Origin of the sequence: Psychroflexus lacisalsi, assembly GCF_020164495.1 — a bacterium.
In the GTDB taxonomy this organism is placed as follows: Bacteria; Bacteroidota; Bacteroidia; order Flavobacteriales; family Flavobacteriaceae; genus Psychroflexus; species Psychroflexus lacisalsi.
In genome coordinates this window covers 578314-598077 of the sequence record NZ_JAIQYZ010000001.1, presented here as the reverse complement: position 1 = coordinate 598077, position 19764 = coordinate 578314, and the positions used below count along the sequence as shown (strand labels likewise).

14 protein-coding genes and 1 tRNA gene are annotated in these 19764 nt (G+C 36.4%); 2 read left to right on the top strand and 13 right to left on the bottom strand.

Annotated elements, in window-relative coordinates; all coding sequences use genetic code 11:
• Positions 1 to 270 precede the first annotated feature (270 nt).
• Positions 271 to 1047, top strand: a complete 777-nt coding sequence (locus tag LB449_RS02685; protein ID WP_224453522.1) for a prohibitin family protein — start codon at positions 271 to 273, stop codon at positions 1045 to 1047.
• A gap of 444 nt (positions 1048 to 1491) precedes the next feature.
• Here LB449_RS02685 and LB449_RS02680 read toward each other — a convergent pair.
• The 6 genes from LB449_RS02680 to LB449_RS02655 all read right to left on the bottom strand — a co-directional run bounded on the left by LB449_RS02680 (position 1492) and on the right by LB449_RS02655 (position 9567).
• Positions 1492 to 1564, bottom strand: a tRNA-Met gene (locus LB449_RS02680).
• Between the two features lie 83 nt (positions 1565 to 1647).
• On the bottom strand, positions 1648 to 1830 hold the full coding sequence (locus LB449_RS02675; protein WP_224453521.1) for a CPXCG motif-containing cysteine-rich protein: 183 nt from the start codon (positions 1828 to 1830) through the stop codon (positions 1648 to 1650).
• Positions 1830 to 3155, bottom strand: coding sequence for a TolC family protein (locus LB449_RS02670; protein WP_224453520.1), 1326 nt, complete (start codon positions 3153 to 3155; stop codon positions 1830 to 1832). Before LB449_RS02670 ends, LB449_RS02675 begins: the two co-directional genes overlap by 1 nt.
• Before the next feature lie 5 nt (positions 3156 to 3160).
• Positions 3161 to 6424 (bottom strand): efflux RND transporter permease subunit, encoded by a 3264-nt coding sequence (locus LB449_RS02665; RefSeq protein WP_224453519.1) that lies wholly within the window; start codon positions 6422 to 6424, stop codon positions 3161 to 3163.
• Positions 6421 to 7590 carry an efflux RND transporter periplasmic adaptor subunit gene (locus LB449_RS02660; RefSeq protein ID WP_224453518.1) on the bottom strand — a complete coding sequence of 390 codons (1170 nt, stop codon included), beginning with the start codon at positions 7588 to 7590 and terminating at the stop codon, positions 6421 to 6423. Before LB449_RS02660 ends, LB449_RS02665 begins: the two co-directional genes overlap by 4 nt.
• 66 nt (positions 7591 to 7656) lie before the next feature.
• Positions 7657 to 9567, bottom strand: coding sequence for an ABC-F family ATP-binding cassette domain-containing protein (locus LB449_RS02655; protein ID WP_224453517.1), 1911 nt, complete (start codon positions 9565 to 9567; stop codon positions 7657 to 7659).
• A gap of 63 nt (positions 9568 to 9630) precedes the next feature.
• Here LB449_RS02655 and LB449_RS02650 point away from each other — a divergent pair, with 63 nt between their 5' ends.
• Positions 9631 to 10032, top strand: coding sequence for a DUF983 domain-containing protein (locus LB449_RS02650; RefSeq protein WP_224453516.1), 402 nt, complete (start codon positions 9631 to 9633; stop codon positions 10030 to 10032).
• Here LB449_RS02650 and LB449_RS02645 read toward each other — a convergent pair.
• From LB449_RS02645 to topA, 7 genes are all read right to left on the bottom strand, one after another.
• Positions 9968 to 11047 carry an NAD(P)/FAD-dependent oxidoreductase gene (locus LB449_RS02645; protein WP_224453515.1) on the bottom strand — a complete coding sequence of 360 codons (1080 nt, stop codon included), beginning with the start codon at positions 11045 to 11047 and terminating at the stop codon, positions 9968 to 9970. The two genes, LB449_RS02650 and LB449_RS02645, sit on opposite strands and share 65 nt — an antisense overlap.
• A 137-nt stretch (positions 11048 to 11184) precedes the next feature.
• Complete coding sequence (gene porN / locus LB449_RS02640; RefSeq protein WP_425542602.1) at positions 11185 to 12210, bottom strand: type IX secretion system ring subunit PorN/GldN; 1026 nt, start codon at positions 12208 to 12210, stop codon at positions 11185 to 11187.
• Between the two features lie 6 nt (positions 12211 to 12216).
• A complete protein-coding gene (porM, locus tag LB449_RS02635) occupies positions 12217 to 13794 on the bottom strand; it encodes a type IX secretion system motor protein PorM/GldM (RefSeq protein ID WP_224453514.1) in 1578 nt (525 codons plus the stop codon).
• 26 nt (positions 13795 to 13820) lie between these two features.
• Complete coding sequence (gene porL / locus LB449_RS02630) at positions 13821 to 14471, bottom strand: type IX secretion system motor protein PorL/GldL (protein WP_224453513.1); 651 nt, start codon at positions 14469 to 14471, stop codon at positions 13821 to 13823.
• Between the two features lie 22 nt (positions 14472 to 14493).
• The gene (porK, locus tag LB449_RS02625; RefSeq protein ID WP_224453512.1) at positions 14494 to 15852 is read right to left on the bottom strand and encodes a T9SS ring complex lipoprotein PorK/GldK; all 1359 of its coding nucleotides are present in this window, start codon (positions 15850 to 15852) and stop codon (positions 14494 to 14496) included.
• Positions 15853 to 15926: 74 nt separating this feature from the next.
• Entirely contained in the window at positions 15927 to 17081 is a 1155-nt protein-coding gene (locus tag LB449_RS02620; RefSeq protein WP_224453511.1) for a formimidoylglutamase, read from the bottom strand.
• A 9-nt stretch (positions 17082 to 17090) separates the two neighbouring features.
• On the bottom strand, positions 17091 to 19673 hold the full coding sequence (gene topA, locus LB449_RS02615) for a type I DNA topoisomerase (RefSeq protein WP_224453510.1): 2583 nt from the start codon (positions 19671 to 19673) through the stop codon (positions 17091 to 17093).
• Positions 19674 to 19764: the final 91 nt, after the last annotated feature.

Below are 19764 nucleotides of genomic sequence, written 5' to 3'. Positions count from 1 at the left end.
GTTTTCAAATGAAACTAAGAATTGCATTCAATCGCTTTTAAATGCAATTTATATTAAAAGTTACCTTATTCTTTTCTAGGTGAGATTCTTTAAGATTTAATAACAGATCTTAAATGAAATAAAGAAATTAGGTAACCATTAAAAAAATTTATACATATTATTAATAATTCAATTAAATCAACTTTTAAATAAATTATAATTATAATTATTACTTAAATATTGATTTATTATCATTATAAGATAAAAAATGTCTGTACTTTTAATAAAAAAATGAAACTAAAAACTTTTTTAAGCTTGACACTAACAGCTGTCTTTTTAAGCAGTTGTGCAGTCATTAGACCAGGTGAAGTTGGAGTAAAGCAACGTCTGGGAAAATTGAGTAATGAACCCGTAGAAGAAGGATTTCGCTTCTACAATCCAATCACAACGACCTACCTTAGGGTTTTGGTGAGAACAAACAACGTTGAACAAACTTTATTATTACCTTCTAAAGAAGGTTTGACAATTGTTTCAGAAGTATCGGTTCTGTATAATATCGATAAAAATGAGGCTCCCAACATTATCCGAGATATTGGTAAAAACTTTGAACGGGATGTGTTGATTAATACCTTGAGATCTTCCTCTACAAATATTTCAGCTAAATACTTCGCAAAAGATATGCATAGTCTCAAAAGGAGCGAAATTGAAGAGTCTATAAAGGTAGACATGAATGAACTATTAGTAAGTAAAGGATTCGATATCCAAGCTGTTCTGCTTAAAAGTATAAATCTTCCTTCTAGATTATCTTCTGCTATTGAAGATAAATTAAGAGCAGAGCAACAAATTGAAGAATTGGAATTTTTAGTTCAAAGGGAAGAAAAGGAGGCAAACAGAAAACGTGCAGAAGCTAAGGGTATACGTGACTCCCAAGCCATCATTAATGAAGGCCTGTCCCCTATGCTTATTCAATTTCAAAGCATTGAAGCCTTTAGAGAGTTAAGCAGATCACCTAATGCCAAAATTATAATTACTGACGGCAAAGCTCCTGTCATGTTGAATACGAACTAGAGTTAAATAATTTCGATAATTTTAAATTAGCTTTGGAACCTATCTAAACTTAACTAGATAGGTTCTTTTATTTAAAGAAGGTCTTAATCGTTTTTGAATTCAATAATTAATAACCAATGTGATTGAATTTTAATCCACCAATACAGTTTTTAATCAATCAAGAGTTTAAGCCATATAAGAGATTTGTATAATTCTGTGCATATTATTAAAGGTTTTGAGTTTAGTAATATGTTAATCGATGATTAGCTTGAGGCATTTCATTTTTTTTCAGATTTTTTCAGTGACTTGAATTGAAAAAAATCATCGCTCATCTCATGAGTGTTAGACTAAGCCTAATCAAAATTTTTAGTAAAATAGGTCTTTATCTATTGTAAGAGACCAAAGTCTAAAAATCATCGTGTATTACACAAAAAAGCCTCACATTTCTGTGAAGCTTTCTCTTAGTAGCGGGGACTGGACTCGAACCAGTGACCTTCGGGTTATGAGCCCGACGAGCTACCTGCTGCTCTACCCCGCGATATATGTTTGTAACCTGTGTTATAAATATAGGATTGCAAATATACGCCGAATTATTAATTCTGCAAAATAAAATTTCAACTTTTATTGCTCTATATCTTCCGCTCTAAATTCAACCAATTCTTCAGCTTCAAAAGCTACCGTGAGTTGTATAGGATTACAACAAACTTCACAGTCTTCCACGTATGTTTGTTTCCTTACAGAAGGGTCTAATAGCATACTGATGTCTTCCCAACAATAAGGGCATTGAAAATAGTGTTCAAACATTAAAAATCGACATTTAAGAGCTGTCCTGTCAATTGCAGCAGTTCCAGTTCAGCTAATTTAGCATTATACTTAGCCAAACTTTTGCTGGTTTGCGCATTAAGCAAATTAACCTGAGCCTGGCGAAGCTCAACTGAAGTGATCTGCCCCAGTTTATACTGTTCGCTGGAGCGCTCGTAATTGTTTTTAGCTGTAAATATGTTTTGGGTCTGTAATTTCAGAATTTCCAGTCGGGTGTGGTAATTACCACGAGCATTGAATATGTCACGGTTGACTTCCTGCTTAATTTGAGCTTTAATCAGCTGTTGATTGTCGTAATTGATCCTGGCATTTTTCATTCTAGTAATGCCGCTTCCGCCATCAAACAGATCCCAGGTCAAACTCAGGCCTCCTGAAACCCCCGTAGTGGTGCTGGAAGTTGCAAAACTGGTCACAGGGAAGTTACCTTCATTCCAGCCGTAGGATCCTGAAAGTCCTATGGTAGGAAGAAAAATAGCTTTGCTAGCCTTGTAATCATAATCACTTATTGTAATATTTTTTTCAGCCTGTAACAGTCTTACGTTATTCGAACTTGACGTATTCACGAAATTTTCAATCTGAATTTGATTGGTGAAACTCACAACGGTATCCACTTCAAACTTCTGTTCCAATTCCGAGTTGATAACTACATTTAAATCTCGCTTTGCATTTTCAAGAAGCTGACGGTTGTTCATCAGATTAATACTGTCATTTACAATATCTACCTCAGCATTCAGAACATCCAGCTTGTTAACCTGACCGTATTCGAAACTATATTCAGCGCGCTTGAATCGTTGTTTCGTATTTTCATACGTCTGTAGTAAAACCTTTTTATTTTCAGTTAGGCGGGCCACTTCATAATAAACCGTAAACAATTGCAGTAAAGTGGTTTCGATGGTTTGTCTGGCTTCTAAAGATGTAAGATCGTACTGCTCTTTCAGGCTTTTGTAGTTCCAGAATCTGCCTAATCCGTCAAATAAAGTATAATTGAAATTGACAGAGGCGTTGTATCGTGTAGTTTCTGCACCTACTATCGACTCTTGTGAACCATCACGAAAAGTAACGTCCTGATCATCTTTAGTATAATTACCTCCAGCGTTACCCGTAAGTGACGGAAGGTAACCAGAATTAAGTACACCCTGATTATTATCGGCAATCTCGACCTGATTTTCTGCTAACTGAATTCCAAAATTATTGGACAGCATCTGAGTGATGGCTTCTTCCTTACTCAAAACCCCCTGGGCGTTTGAAGAAATGCAGCACCCAAAAATTATCAAAAGCACAAATAGGCTCTTATAAAATACTCTCATACTGGTTATTTATCTTGATGTTGAATTTGTTTCTGATCCTGTTCTGATTGCTTTTTTGCATTATCAAGTTCTTCCTGGCGCTGCACTTCTTCTTCTTGTTCTTTTATGGCACGCTCAACCGACTCTTTACTAACGTGCTCCCCACTCATTAACCACTTAGACTTAGTCTTAGCTGAATTGGTCAGGGAAAGTAAAAGTGGCAGGAACAACAGGGTTAAAAAAGTCGCAATAAAAATACCGTAGGCTATAGAGATAGCCATTGGTTTTAGAAACTGAGCCTGTCTGCTTCGTTCCAGGAGCAGTGGTGCTATACCGGCAATAGTGGTTAAGGAAGTAAGGAAAATCGCTCTAAATCTCGATTTACCTGCCTCAATTAAAGCTGTATCGAAGGCCATGCCAGCCCGGAGGTAAGAATTGAATTTACCAATGAGCACTAGTCCGTCATTAACCATAATACCTACAAGAGCTATAATTCCTAATAGCGATAAAATATTGACAGGGAAACCATGTAAATAATGCCCCCAGGCCACTCCGATAATACTGAATGGAATGAGTAGCATCAATAGTAATGGCTGGCTATAACTTCTAAAAGTAAAGGCGATCACTGCATAGATCAAAAAGAGAACTACAGGCATTACTTTCTTCGCAGAATCTGTCAGCTTATCTGCTTCTCGGTTTTGACCTTCATAAGAAACTGAAACACTAGGGTATTTTGATAATATGCTTGGCAGAATATTATCAGCAATGTTTGCAATAGCATCTGTCGCACTGGCATTAGGATCTTCCAGATCTGCTTCTACGCGTATCTCTCTCAATCCATCCAAATGGCTTATCGATTCCGTTCCTCTCTGAATTGAATAGCTTGCAATTTCACCAAAAGGGACTCGATTCCCATCTGGAGTGACAATACGCATATCATTCAGATCATTTATGGATTCTCTATTATCACGATCATACCTCACCCACACTCTTATTTCATCCTGACCCCTTTGAAAGCGTTGTGCCTGAAGTCCAAAAAATCCAGCTCTCACCTGACTCATCACTTCTCCAAGGTTCAATCCTAAAGCATAAGCTTCGTCTTTAAGGCTAACCGTTATCTCCTTAATTCCATCGGGATCTGTATCGGTAACATCCTTAAGGGTAGAATTTTCCTCTAAAATAGCTTTCAATTCTTCTTTGGCTTGTTCAAGCTCGTTGAGGTTATTTCCCAACAGTGAGACAGAAACAGGCTTGCCACCAAAATTACCACCAGATCCAAACGTAAGGCGCTCCACTCCGTAAACCTCACCTACCTCATCTCTGATGGCATTGGTGATTTCTGGAGATCCAAAGTCACGTTCTTCACCGGGTAAGAGGTTAACTCGAAGAGAAGCTTTGTTATTACCTGGCCCTACTCGCCTTACGATATTACGCACCACTTCTTTATTCCCAGTTTGTCTAGCTGAAAAATCTTCATTTACTCTCATCGCTGCATCTTCAACCATGGAGATAATGCTGTCTGTCTTTTGCGGGTTGGTCCCTTCTGGCATAAGAAGGTCTATACTCACCCTGTCACTGGCGATACTGGGAAATAAGGTTACCTTTACTACTCCTCCCATTATAGAACCAATGGTCAGTATAAGCATGGTAGTAATAATGGCGAAACTAATAAACCGGTTTTTAACTGTAAATCTCACTACAGGCTCATAAAACTTATCTCTCAAGAAAACCATCACCCTGTCTCCATATACATTTACACTTCTCATCTTTTTGAAAAGCTTACCAATTCCTTTAGTCTTGTCTTTTTCGCCTTCTTTTTCTCGTACTAAAGCTTTGGAATGAGCAATGTGTGCAGGTAAAATGATCAATGCTTCAATTAAGGAAACTACAAGAGTTAAGATGACAACAGTACTTACTTCGCCAAAAAACTGGCCAATACGGCTATCTAAGAATAAAAAGGTAGAAAAGGCTAATACCGTAGTTATGATCGCCGAGATGATTGGAGGAAGTACTTCCATAGTGCCATCTATAGCTGCCTGAACTGGCTTTTTACCCATTTCATAATGCTGATATATGTTTTCAGAAATGACAATCCCATCATCAACCAAAATACCAATGACGATTATCATTCCAAAAAGAGATAGTACATTAATAGTGACCCCAAAAGCACTTGCAAAAATAAACATCCCTAGGAATGAAATTGGCAACCCGAAGGCGACCCAAAAAGCCAAACGCGTATTAAGAAAAAAGGACAGAAATACTAAAACTAAAAATATACCTACTGCACCATTTTCTATTAATAAATTGGTACGCTGGCTTAAGGTGATGCTTCGGTCATCTTCAACGATGATTTCTATAGTATCGTTCTTTTCATTGAATTCTTTCACATACTGCCTCACTTTTTCGGCAGCAGCCATGAGGTCCTCATTATTGGTCGTTGAAATATTGACACTTACCGCTACCCTTCCATTGATATAGGAAGCATTGGGGGTTTCTGAAAATCGATCTCGAATTATAGCTACATCCTCTAAAGTAACCTTAGTTCCATCGGGCTGAGACTTTACTATCAGATTATTTAATTCCTTTCCATAGTAAGAACGGTTGTCAGCTCTGATGAGAAAATCCTCAACATCTGTTTTAATACTACCACCAGTAGTTAAAATATTGGCTCGAGATACAGCCTGAGCAACCTCAGCGAATGTAAGGTTATAGGCAAGTAAGTTATTTTCATCTACAGCAATCTCAATTTCTTCTTCAGGGTAACCTGAAATTTCAATTTGCGAAAGACCATCCATAGCTCTAAGATCGTATTCCATTTGCCTGGCAATCTGCTTTAATGTGGCAAGATCAACACCCTCCACACTTACAAAGTAATCGAAAGTCTCTCGGATATTTTCTTGCTTAGCGACTACCAATGGCTCCATGCCTGTGGGGAAATTGGGAACCCGATCTACTGCATTTTTAACTTCGGTCAACATCACATCAATATCCTCATCCGGATCTATTTCTACTGTGATGCTCCCGCCGTTTTCTCGTGATGTAGAAGTGAATCGCTCTACTCCAACCAGTCCCTTTAAGTTATCCTCGATCTTGAGAACAATACCTTCTTCAATTTCTTCCGGGGCAGCCCCTGGGTAGGTAACGTTAATATTGATAATCTCCGACTCAATCAACGGAAAGTATGAAGATTGTAATCGTAACATTCCTACAACACCAAAAATGATAAAGGCCAAAATCATAACATTGACCGCTACATGATATTTTATAAAATAAGATATTATTTTTCTCATTGGTCAATGGATTCTGAAACTGATGTAGAGTCCTTCTTTTTCTCGCTAGCGGACAAACCATCGCTTACAATTTCGACCAGCATACCATTATATGATCCGGGAACCTGCTTGGCTAAAATAACCTCGCCATCCGGAATACCTTTCACTACAGCTTGCTTGTCTGAAAAATAAATTGGCTGAACTTTTATACTGCTAAGAATTGTATCGTTGACTACAAAGATCTCATTTTTATCGTTGACCAAACTGCGGTCAATTGAGATAGCATTCTCTACTTTTTTAGCCTCAACCTTAGCCTTAAGGTACATCCCTTCTTTTAGCGAAGCATCTCTAACTTCTATAAATATACTAACAGTTTGAGTTGCCTGATCGATACTCGCATTAATTCGACTAACTGTCCCGGAATAAGTCTGAGTTTCATTATTATTAGTAAGTGTAACCGATTCTCCTTCCTCCAAAAGATCTGCATAGTCCTTGGCAATAGCTACCTGGAGCTCATAGACTTTGGGATCTATGTATTCACCTAGCATCTGACCACTTCTTATAAGAGAACCTTCGGTTACCAGCGCTTGAATTAATACACCATCAAAAGGAGCGTTAATACTATATTTCACTAAGCGCTCTTCCAGGTTTTTAACATTATAATAAGCTGTATTAATGCCTCTACCATTTATAAAGAATCGCTCTTTCTCTGAATCAGCTTCTGGAAGCGATGGCACCGATCTATCGATGTCAAAAGCATTAAGGTATTTCTGCCATTTTGTATATACCTCTGGATAATCCAATCTCAAATCTGGCATGATAGCGGTTATTTGATTATAAAGATTACTCTTTGCAGACTGCACAGAAGCTCTATATTCTAAATCGTCGATTTTGATCAGTGCCTGGCCTTTTTTATAAGCTTGTCCGGCTCTAAAAGGCTTTGCGCTAAACTCAAAAACACCTTGAACCTCAGCATAGAGTTCCACTCTATGTTTAGCTATAAGATTTCCATTGGCAGGAATAAGTATAGGAACCGTAGAATTTTGAACAGTATCCACGAATACAGTTTTGACTGTTTTTCGAATTTCTGATTTTGGGGCTTCCTTGCTATCGATGATAAATTTGGCTCCAAAAACAGCTCCAACCAACAAAATAACTCCCAATATATATAATATAATTTTTCTCATAGTGACTGTTAGACGTTAGTGAAACCCGATAGTTAAACCCTATTTTCTTAATTCTATTATAAAATTTTAAAGACTTTCCATTTTTACCTGAAGGTCTTCCCAGGACTTCATCAATGTTTCTAGTTTTTGTTTTTTGGCATTATAGTCTTCAAAGAAATTCTCTTTACTAATAGTTTCTTCATACTTCAACTCAAGTTGCTTGTCGATTTGCTTGATCTCTTTTTCAAGTTTTGAAATCTTGGATTCTATACCACTGAGTTTATTCTGAAGAGATTTTTGTTTCTTTTGAAACTCATAATCATTTTTATTTGAAGATTCTTCTTTGGCTTCCTTCTGCTTTTTATCCTTTTTCTCTACTTCCCTCATCGATTCAAGCTCCCTGTACTTGAGGTAGTCGTTGATGTCTCCTAAAAATTCTTTTACTGTGTTGTTTCTGAATTCATATACAGAATCTGCCAGACCTTGAAGGAAATCTCTATCGTGAGAAACCAAAATTAAAGTACCTTCAAAGTTATTTAGCGCTGATTTTAAAACGTTTTTAGACTGAATATCCAGGTGGTTGGTAGGCTCATCCATTATCAGTACATTGAAAGGAGATAGAGACATTTTGGCTAAAGCCAGACGGTTTCTCTCCCCTCCAGAAAGCACTTTTACAAATTTGGTAACATCATCTCCTCTAAACAGAAAAGAACCTAAAATATCACGCACCCGACTCCTGTTGCTTTCATTGGCAGCATCAATCATAGTGTCTAAAACAGTTTTATTACCATCGAGGTATTCAGCTTGATTCTGTGCAAAATATCCTATCTCTACGTTGTGGCCTAGTTTAATACTTCCGCCGTGCTCAAGTTCTCCCACAATGATTTTTGCTAGAGTAGATTTTCCTTGTCCATTTTGACCAACAAAGGCAATTTTTGAATTTCTCTCAATCAGGAAATCAACATCTTTGAAAACAGTATCGTCACCAAATGATTTAGATAAACCTTCAGCTTCGATAACTACTTTACCGGGATTTTTGGAACTGGTAAACTTTACGTTCATCACCTGGTTATCCTCTTCATCCACTTCAATTATTTCCGTCTTCTCTAGTTTTTTGATAAGGGATTGTGCCATGGAGGCCTTGTTTGCTTTAGCCCTAAATTTACTAATCAACTTCTCGGTCTGCTCTATTTCTTTTTGCTGATTTTTTTGTGCAGCCAATTGTTGTTCGCGCAATTCCTCTCTAAGGACTTTAAACTTTGAGTAAGGCTTATTATAATCATAAATCTGACCCAAGGATAATTCGATAGTTCTGTTGGTTACATTATCCAAGAACATCTTATCGTGAGAAACGATCACCACACACCCAGGGAAATTTTGTAAAAAACTTTCTAGCCAAAGTATACTTTCTATGTCCAGGTGGTTAGTAGGCTCATCCAAGAGCAGAATATCATTGCTTTGTAGAAGTAATTTTGCCAACTCAATACGCATTCTCCAACCACCAGAAAAAGTATCTGTTTGCTTATCAAAATCTGAAATAGTAAATCCAAGACCTTTCAGGACTCTTTCAGTCTCACCCTGGTAATTATATCCTCCTAATATTTCATATTGATGTTGATAATCGTTCATATCAATCATCAGTTGATTGTATCCTTCACTCTCGTAATCTGTCCTTTCCACTAATTGCTGATTGATATGATCCAGTTTAGCTTCAAAAGATTTTATAGCTTCAAAGGCTTCATATGCTTCTTCAAGAACAGTCCTACCCTCTTCAAAATCAATATCCTGCTTCAGAAAGCCAATGTTTATCTCTTTGTCTTTAGCAATTTGACCCTGATCCAGAGGCATTTCACCGGAGATAATTTTGAGCATTGTCGACTTCCCTGCGCCGTTTTTTCCAATGAGACCTACTCTATTTCCTGCACTCAGCTTGAAACTGATCTCCTTAAAAAGATACTCTCCACCAAAAGAAATAGAAAGATTATGAATGTGTAGCATATGTTACCTGTAATTTTTGCAAATATTGGTATTTTTGTAATGCAAAGCTAAATTTTATTCATAATGCTGAAAGGGTCAAAATTACATAGTGTCTTCACAGGAAAATGTCCAGTGTGTCACGAGGGAGATATGTACAAGGAATCCAACCCTTACAAGCTCAATAAGATTTACGAAATGCATGAACGCTGTTCAGAATGCAATCAAAAGTATAAAATCGAACCCTCTTTCTTTTATGGAGCCATGTATGTAAGCTATGGAATTGGCGTCGCATTTGCAGTAGCGGCATTTATTACATCTTACTTCTTCATTGGCCTAGAAGTCATTCCTTCCTTTGTGTCTATAATCGTAGTTTTGATAGGTCTTGGCCCAGTCATCATGAGACTTGCCAGAAATATCTGGATTAATATGTTTTTATCCTACGATAAAAATGCGAAGCAAAAAACTTCAGAAAGCGGTCTAGATTAATTTCTTTATCCACTTCCTTTTTTTCAAATATCAAATTTATTAATTTCTTAGAAAGACTTGGAGCAGCCATAACCCCTCGACTCCCAAAACCATTTAGTATAAATATGTTTTTATACTCAGGATGAGCACCTAGTATTGGTTTACGATCTCTTACTGTAGGCCTTACACCAGCAAGTTGATCAATGATTTCAAAATCACAATCTAACATTTCAGACAGTTTTGCTTCAAGTTCATTCCGCGCCTCTATAGTTGGAAGGTCATCGAGATCTTCACGCGAATAGGTGGCTCCATACTTATAAAGGTCGTTACCAAGTGGTATTATAAAGTTCCTGGACTTTATAATTTTCTGATTAGCTTTTAGATCCTTAGATTTAAAAATCAAATACTCACCTTTGTTACCATAAATGGGCAACCAATTAAAAAATGGATTATTGACGACTCCGAAGCCTTCACAAAAAATTAAAGAGGCGTATTCTTTATCCTTATATTTTAAGCTATGATCTCTGAATTCAATCGCGTTATAATCGATGCTTTCAGAAATAAAATTTGAAGCTTTTACATAGCTTGATTTTTTATCATTTATCAACTTTTTGAGATCTAAAAGATGAGACTGCAGTACTTCTCCAGCTTTATAATTGGAATAAACTGAAGATTCTAAACTATTTATCTTCAAATTGAGAAACGGTTCGAGTTTAGGTTTATCGGAGGCAACAATCCAATTATTCTGATCTTCAACTGAAGAGAAGAGTTTATAAACAGGGACTTTTTTAAAATAATTTTCATCAGTACCCAAATTGAAACAATTGTAGAATTGAATAGCTTCAGGCATCAAAACATCAGCGTTCCATGCCAGGTTATAACGCTTAAGGGCTACTGGGTTTAAAACTCCTCCCGCTACCTTTGAAGATTGCTGACTTTCATCTGAAATAATATCAAATGTTTTAGACTTTATCTCTAACTGTCTGGCTACCGACAAACCAGCAATACCAAATCCAACTATCAATGCATCTTTCATAAGTTCAAATATATTATTTTTTAAAGTGTTACAAGATTGAGTTTAAAGCAAATCAATTGATAACTGATACAATTTATGAGCAACAAAAAACCCTCACAGATTGCAAGGGTTGATTATGATTGAAAAGCTATTCTAAATTAGTAATTCCACATGTCTAATTCAAAATTTCTTATTTCTTCTTTTATTCTATTGGACTCTAAAAGCTGCAACAGTGCATTATCTTGTATATAATCAGCAACTTCTCTATCCTCGTAAACATTTTGAGTTTTAAATATAACAGCATCGAAGCGTCTTGAATTCAAGAGATGATCAAAACTAAAAGGCATAGAGCTGTTATCATTGTTTAAGACCTTAGCTTCATGTAAAACCTGTCTAGCATCAGGGAACCAAACCCAAAAGTAAGGGATAATTTCTGGTTCGCCAGAAAAGCTTTGATTTTGACTTTGTATATCGTATCCAGCTGGAGCAATACCAAGTAACCTATACCTCATCTCACCTTGCAACTTATCGAAATACCACATTCCTTTGATATGATATTCCAAAATATCTCGGCTTGTAATTTCAGTAGGAATTAAGTAAGGTTCCATTTGGTCAACCAATTCTTGCGAATATTGGTCTTGATAATTAGACAAATTTCCAGCTAAGGATCTGTTTACGAATTCTTGTACATTTTCTGTTCCGGTAACACCGTATTGACCAAGTATATCTAAGGCAACATCGGGAAGAAAAACAGATTTTGTAGATCCAAGGATTTCCTCGTAAGACTTCTTTTTGTTAAAATAACTTGTAGAGTAGACTTCAGTTATGGCTTCTGTAGAAGTAGAATCTTTTGCTCCTTCTTCAATTGCATCTAAAAGAACTCTGTAAAGAGAACGCCTGTTTTTGGAAAAAGAATCGTCTTGAGTTGGATAAAGCAAAGGAAAATTAATTTTCTGCTTTAAATCAATTTTTTCCCAAACAACCTTAGACCAAAGAATATCTCTATCGCCGATGTAACCATATTCAAGAGGTTTATCATCATCTGCAATTTTCTGATCTTCTGTCAACACACCAACTTGTGAAGGCTTGGATGCATTTAAGATATTCGATTGAGCAACAGCGAAACTTCCACATAGTGCTAAAACCGAACACATAAATACTTTAAAATTAGAATACATCATCATCTTAATTTAGTTTGTTATTTGAACCAACAGTGCAGGCATATTCTTAACGTTGACGCCTGGTACATCGGCTTTGATATCAAAAATTTGTACTATATCTCCAGCTCTTGCTAGATCTAACAGACCTTGAGCTCTAGTGTCTAGCTTACTTCCGTTAACAACCACAGAAGGCTGTCCAGGTATACTAATAGTAAAACGCTTAACTACTGGTGTGATATCAAAATCGAAGTTTTCAAAAGCTGCTCCGATAGGTGAAACTTTCAATGCATTTTTCGGCATTTGTATAGCTCCTCCCTCTTGAACCTGCCCTCTCACTGTAGGAGTAGGTCTAGGTAAACTTTTGATTCTAAAAGTTACAGGAGGAGAGCTTATTTTTTCGCCATCAATTTCGCCAGTTACGTTTATTTTAAGCTCATTTCCAGTTGTAGGGGTTACAACATAATTAGTACCGTTGACCTTTCTCAATGAGGCTGGTGTAGCACTTGCATTAATCTTATTGCTAGGCACTCCTGGCATAGATACTGTTATAGGGTTTTGAATTCCTCTGTAGACCACATTCATTTTATCAGCAGAAACAATGGCCTGGTTTGGCTTTGGAATAACCGAAAATGATTGATTGACAGGAACTTCAATTTCTTTACCATTTTGTTTAAAAATAAGTACACCACTAATTTTGTGGTCACCGGCACTACCGGCATCAACATTAAGTTTTACTTGACCACCTTCAAGAGTATAGTCCCTGTCTTTAACCAACGGTCTTCCATCTAATGTTAATTTCACCTCATTTGGAACAGTTGAATTATCAGTACGTCCCAATACAATAGATCCATCAAATTTATTGCCTTGATAATATGCGCTTCTATCCTGATTTAATAAAGTTGAGTAATTATCCATGGAGGCAATCTGTGTCAATTGACCTGAAAGCATAGAAGATAAAATTTCGTTCTCGAGAACTTTTAAATCATTTTGTAGAGCTGTTACTTTTGTAATTGAAGATATTAAAGGATAACCGACAAAGTGATGTCTTACATAATTAACTTCTGCACCTTCAAAACCTGAATCAGGGTTAACTGGATCTCCGCTAAATTTCTCATTGATAGTAGATAAAAAAACCGCATATTTAGCATCTTCTCCTAAAATTTGATTCATTTGATCTTTGTAAAATCTCATGTTAGTCAAAAATTCTTCACCAGCTGGTGTAAGTTTTTCACCTTTTACAAATAATTCATCTGTATAAGCAGTTTTATCCATTGTTTCATAATCTTTTGGATCGTCTACAGACTTATACATTCCCTCTTTCAGTCCACTGTAATAAGAGAACAAATCAGATGTAGCTTTAGAAACCATATCTGCTTTTACCAGAACCGCTGCAAATTGATCTGGTGATTCAGATGCCTTAACTGATAGTCCTGCTAGAGCAGCGTCATTTTTCTCCTCAAATTTTAAATTGGTATCTTCTAGGGATTCATTAATAGTTCCGAAGGCAGATAGAACTTCTTTGGACATATTCAGAGCTAACATTGCAATGAAGACTAAATACATCATATTGATCATTTTCTGCCTTGGTGTTTCTTTTCCTCCAGCCATAGTTTTTCTTTTAAGAAATTATAAAATTAAGCTTTAGGTCTCATTGCTGTTAGCATTCCACCGTAGACACCGTTAAGAGAATCTAAATTTGCAGTCAGGGATTCCATTTGCTCTCTTAATTTACCTGCATTGTCAGCTACAGCTTGATTAGCTTCGGCTTGTTTAGAAGCAGACTCTACTTGAACTTTATATAAATTATTTAAAGATTCCATATGAGTAGCAGCAAGGGTAAGTTCTTCACTGTATTTTCTTTGAGATTCCATAGAATCTGCTGTTGGCTTAATATTACGTGCAGCTCCTTCAAAGTTTTTGATGCTCTCCCCTAAACTTTCCATAAGTTTAGAATCGATTTTAGCCTCTTTAAGCATATTATCAAGCTTTTGAGATAGAAGACCGCTTTCCTCTTCCAAATCATTTTTCATTTTTTGAGAAGTAGTTTCGAATCCAGCAAGCTCTGGATAAACTTTTGACCAATCAAGATCTTTCTCTACTGGTTCAAATGCTGAAATTGTAAATATAACAGCTTCGGTAATAAGACCTATAGTCAGCATTAAACCACCAGTTATAGGACCTATTGATATGTGTTGGATTTTAAAAAGAGCACCAATGATGACGATTGCTGCACCAAGGCCGTAGACCATGCTCATTATTTTCTTTCTGTTGTTTGATTTTGCCATAATTTAAAGTTTGATTGTTTGGTTAATTTAAGTTTAAAGAGTTGCCTAGGAAGTCTTGAACTGTCCTGAATCCTACATAGCTTCTAGCTGAATCTGAATATTCGTAATCTCTGGTACTCACCTGTAAATAGTAGCTTACATCTTTCCATGAACCACCTCTTACTACTTTACGCATATTGTCACTATTATATACATTGGGACTCATCGAAGAAATGTACTCATAAGAAGCCGGATCGTAAGAAGTATTAACCCATTCAGCAACATTACCAGACATATTGTACAAACCGTAATCATTTGGCTCGTAAGCATCTGCTTCTACAGTATAAAGCGCTTCATCTGCTGCATAATCTCCTCTGAAAGGTTTGAAATTGGCTAAAAAACAAGCTCTATCGTCCTTCGCATATGGACCACCCCATGGATATGTACCTCCTTCTATACCTCCTCTTGCAGCGTATTCCCACTCTGCTTCGGATGGAAGTCTGAAAAAGTTAACATTTGCTTCCTTTTTCTTTTTCCTGAAATCATTCAGATATTTAGTTCTCCAGTTAGCGAAAGCTTTTGCTTGCCCCCATGTCACACCGACTACTGGATAGTTATCGTAGGCAGTATGAGAGAAATAATCATTGTGCATTGGTTCATTATAAGAATAGTTGAAATCTTTTATCCAAACGGTTGTGTCTGGATATACCATAACTTCTTGTTCTGTGATAAAATCGGTACGCTCACCTTTTTTTCTGGCGGCAGCATCAATATCCATCGTTTTGTAGCTATACTTAAATTGGGTGACATCCAGCATACGTCTACCATTGTAAGACTGGTCGTTGGATAAATAAAATTCATCCATGACGTAAACATAATCTTCATCAGGATATTGAGCCGGATCCCATATAATCTTTGGATTCCAGTTTAAAGCTTGATCTAAGGGATCATAATGCTTTGAGAATTCTTCGTAAGGACTTAATTCCTCTTCATCATCATTGCCTGCGTTCTTAAAAGCATACCTCTGTATACCTTCCTCATTTCCATCGGCATCTCCAGATAACTCTGCAGCTTCCGCCAATTTTTGCCTGATAACGGAATCCCTTACTCTCTCTACGAATTGTCTGTACTCTGAATTTGTAATTTCAGTTTCATCCATGTAATAAGAAGGAACTGTTACCGTCTTGGGAGGAGCATTTTGAACACCTGCCAAATCATCGTCAGATTTACCCATGATAAAAGAGCCTCCTTTAACTAAAACCATACCGTATGGTTTTTCAGGATACCACTTCTTTCCTTCTACTCCAACAAGCTGGCCTTTATCGCTTTTTCCACAACTCATCACTAGAAAGGCTAGCAATGCGACATAAAAAACCTTAGAAGATGCAAAATAAAATTTCATAATTTATTGATTAAATTCAAATCTCGTGTACAAATAAACAATTTTTTTCTTAACAACAATTAAATTATTTATTATTATATACTGTTTTTATATTTGGCTTTCAGCCATCTATCTGGTATTGTAGAAGAAATGGCATCCAAATAATCTTGTTTATCACATGCTAATAACGAGGGTTTATGTTCATTATTATTTCCATTTGGAATTTTGATCCACCATCGGCCTGAAACTTCACTTTTTATAAAAACCAAAATTTCATCTTGAATAGGAACATTATATTTCAAAAAGCTGGAATTATTCTCCGATACTTTTTCATTTAACCTCAAGCTAAAACCTTCCAAGAAATACCATAACATTTGAGAAATCAAATGAATAAGGCTTTCAGACTTTTTCATCGCTTGCAACTCATAAATACCAAAAGAACTCAATTTGTCACTCATCCCTGCATATCTTGACAACTTGCACAAATCAAATGTACTGAATCCATTAATATTTTTATGACTTGAGTCAGCAATTTCTGAAGATTTAACACAATAAATATCAACACTAAATAAATCAGTGTCTCTCAAAACTGGCTCAGCTCTTGTAAAATCTTGCTTCAGCTCTCCTAACCTAAGGGTTTCAAAAAAAAGCTTTTCCATCAAATCAATTTCTTCCTGAGGAGACAAAAAAGTTTGATAACCCAAATTGCAATAATTAAAAAGGTTGTAAGGCTCATCAATGATCATTTTACCAACATAAGATTGCCCATCCATAGGTAGATCTGAATTGCCCAGATCAAATTTATGATCTGCACTAGTAAGATTAACCATATACTTCACACCATCATAAGCCCTATATTGATAAAAAGTAAAATCCTGACTACCCCCCAAGATAATTGGAATAACTGATTTCTGATAAAGTCGATTAAGAATTGTTTTTAGAACATAGGCTGTATCTGACACCTCATCACCTTCTAAAATATCTCCTAAATCTAATATATTCAGCTTCCAATTACCTACATACATATTGTAAAGCTGAGTTCTTATATCATCAAAATAGAAATCTGATTTATCCTCATAATTACTATTACGAGAATCTTTTACACAAATTATAGCTAGCTGAATATTTTCTAAACTTATCTCCTCATCGCCGTTATAGAAACTTACGAAATTGGATAAAGTTTGGTTTGAAAAAGATTGGACACTTTCCTGTAATTCTTCACTTACGGGTTCTAAATATTCAAATACCATTTACTTCGGTTAGGATTTTTTTGACTTAGATTTTGTGCTTGTAGATTTTTTAGCAGCAGGCTTTTTTGCTTTAGAAGTTGTTTTCTTTTTAGCAGGTGCTTTCTTAGCTTTGGTTGCAGCTTTCTTTTTAGCTGGTTTCTTCTTCGTCTTTGTGTTTTTTTCCAGAATTGCTTGAGCTTCATCTAGTGCCATTCCTTCAGCATCAGTTGTCTTTGGGAGTTCAACTTTTGTTTTTCCTTTAGACAATTTATACCTTCCCCATCTTGCTTTCTCTAGCTTTATACCTTCTTTATCCCAGTGATGGATGAGTTTATCTTTTTCCTTCTGAATTTTATCCTCGATCAACTCGACAATGTCATCTTCACTTAAATTATCAAAATCGTATTTTTTGTTCACATTAATGAACATGCCATCCCACTTTAAAAAAGGACCAAAACGACCGACACCTTTTTGTACTCCTTTGTCCTGATAGTAATAAATGGGTTCTTCAGCTTTTTCCTTTGCTTTAATTAATTCAATAGCCCTGTCATAGGAGACATCCAAAGGATCTTCCCCTTTTTCAAGAGAAACGAATTTTTTACCAAAACGCACATACGGGCCATAACGACCAATATTAGCTTCAACTTCCTCACCCTCATACTCCCCAAGTTGCTTTGGAAGCTTAAACAGGTCCATTGCTTCTTCGTAAGTCACAGAATTTAAAGTCTGACTTGGCTTTAAACTTGCAAATCTTGGCTTTTCATCATCTTCTACAGAACCAATTTGAACCATAGGTCCAAATTTCCCTAAGCGGGCACTTACTGGCTTTCCTGTTTCAGGATCTTTACCAAGAACTCTCTCACCGACTTCTCTCTCCGCATTTTCTGCAACATCTAAAACAGTTGGATGAAAATGAATATAAAAATCACTCATCACCTTAGTCCACTTGGCATTTCCTTCTGCTACCTCATCAAAATCCTGCTCGAGTTTAGCTGTAAAATTATAATCCAATATGCTCTTGAAATGCTTTACAAGAAAGTCTGTCACAACCATTCCTACGTCTGTTGGGACCAGTTTTCCTTTATCACTTCCAACTTTTTCTGAAAGGGTTTCCGTCTTTATTTTATCGTTTTTGAAGGTATATTGAACATATTCACGCTCTGTTCCATCCACATTTCCTTTTTCAATATACTTTCTATTCTGAATGGTAGAAATTGTCGGAGCGTAAGTTGATGGTCTACCAATGCCGAGCTCTTCCAATTTTTTCACTAAAGAAGCTTCGGTATATCTTGAAGGCGGTCTTGTATAACGTTCTGTCGCCTGAATGAATTGATTCTGTAAAGACTCTCCCACGTTCATTGCTGGCAGCAATCCGCTTTGTTCTTCATCTTCTTCGTCTTTTCCTTCCAGATATACTTTAAGGAACCCGTCAAATTTGACTACCTCACCATTGGCTGAAAATTCTCTTTCATCTTTATCTGAAGAAATTCTAACGTTTGTTCTTTCTAAAGCTGCATCACTCATTTGCGAAGCAATTCCGCGTTTCCAGATCAACTCGTAAAGTCTTTGCTGGTCACGTTCAGCATCGATTTGATGAACCGCAAAATTAGTTGGTCTTATCGCTTCGTGAGCTTCCTGAGCACCTTTGGACTTACCTTTATAATTACGCGCTTTGTGGTATTTATTACCATACGCACTTTTGATTTCGTCTTCGGCACTTTGTTTTGCCTGATTAGATAGATTTACACTATCTGTTCTCATATACGTAATATGACCAGCTTCGTAGAGACGCTGAGCCATGTTCATTGTTTTACTTACCGAAAAGTAAAGCTTTCTAGCCGCTTCCTGTTGTAAAGTTGATGTTGTAAATGGTGGCGCAGGAGATTTTTTTGCTGGCTTTTGGGTAAGATCACTTACCTCAAAACTGGCCTGCTTCTGAGCTTCGAGGAATGTTTCTACCTCCTTTTGAGAACTTAAGTTTTTAGGAAGCTTAGCTTTAAAACTAGATCCTTTTTCTGTTTTAAACTCTGCATCAACTCTATAAAATACTTCTGGATTAAAATCCAGAATCTCACGTTCGCGTTCAACTATTAATCTTACAGAAACCGACTGAACTCTTCCTGCAGACAATCCGCCTTTTACTTTTCGCCATAATATAGGAGAAAGTTCGTAGCCTACTAAACGGTCTAAGACTCTCCTAGCCTTTTGAGCGTTTACCAGGTTATAATCAATTTCTCTGGGATTTAAAATTGCGTTTTTAATGGCAGATTCAGTAATTTCAGAAAAAACAATACGTTTGGTTTTTTCTTTGTCAATTTTTAGCTCATCCGACAGGTGCCAGGCTATAGCTTCCCCCTCTCTATCTTCATCACTTGCAAGCCATACCGTTTCAGATTCCTTTGCCATCTTGGTAAGTTTTCTTACCACGTCCTTTTTATCGCTGTTTACAACATATTTGGGTTTAAAGTCATTATCTACATCTACACCTAGTTCCTTTGAAGGCAAATCGGCAATGTGTCCAAAACTCGAGGCTACTTTATAATCTTTCCCTAAAAATTTCTCTATAGTCTTAGCTTTCGCAGGAGACTCAACAATTACTAGATTTTTGGCCATTTAGTTATAATTTATATTGCAAAAGTATACGATTTTTTGGATTTCAATTTAAGAACATCAGTAAAGTAGTCATAATAGCTACTTCAAGTTT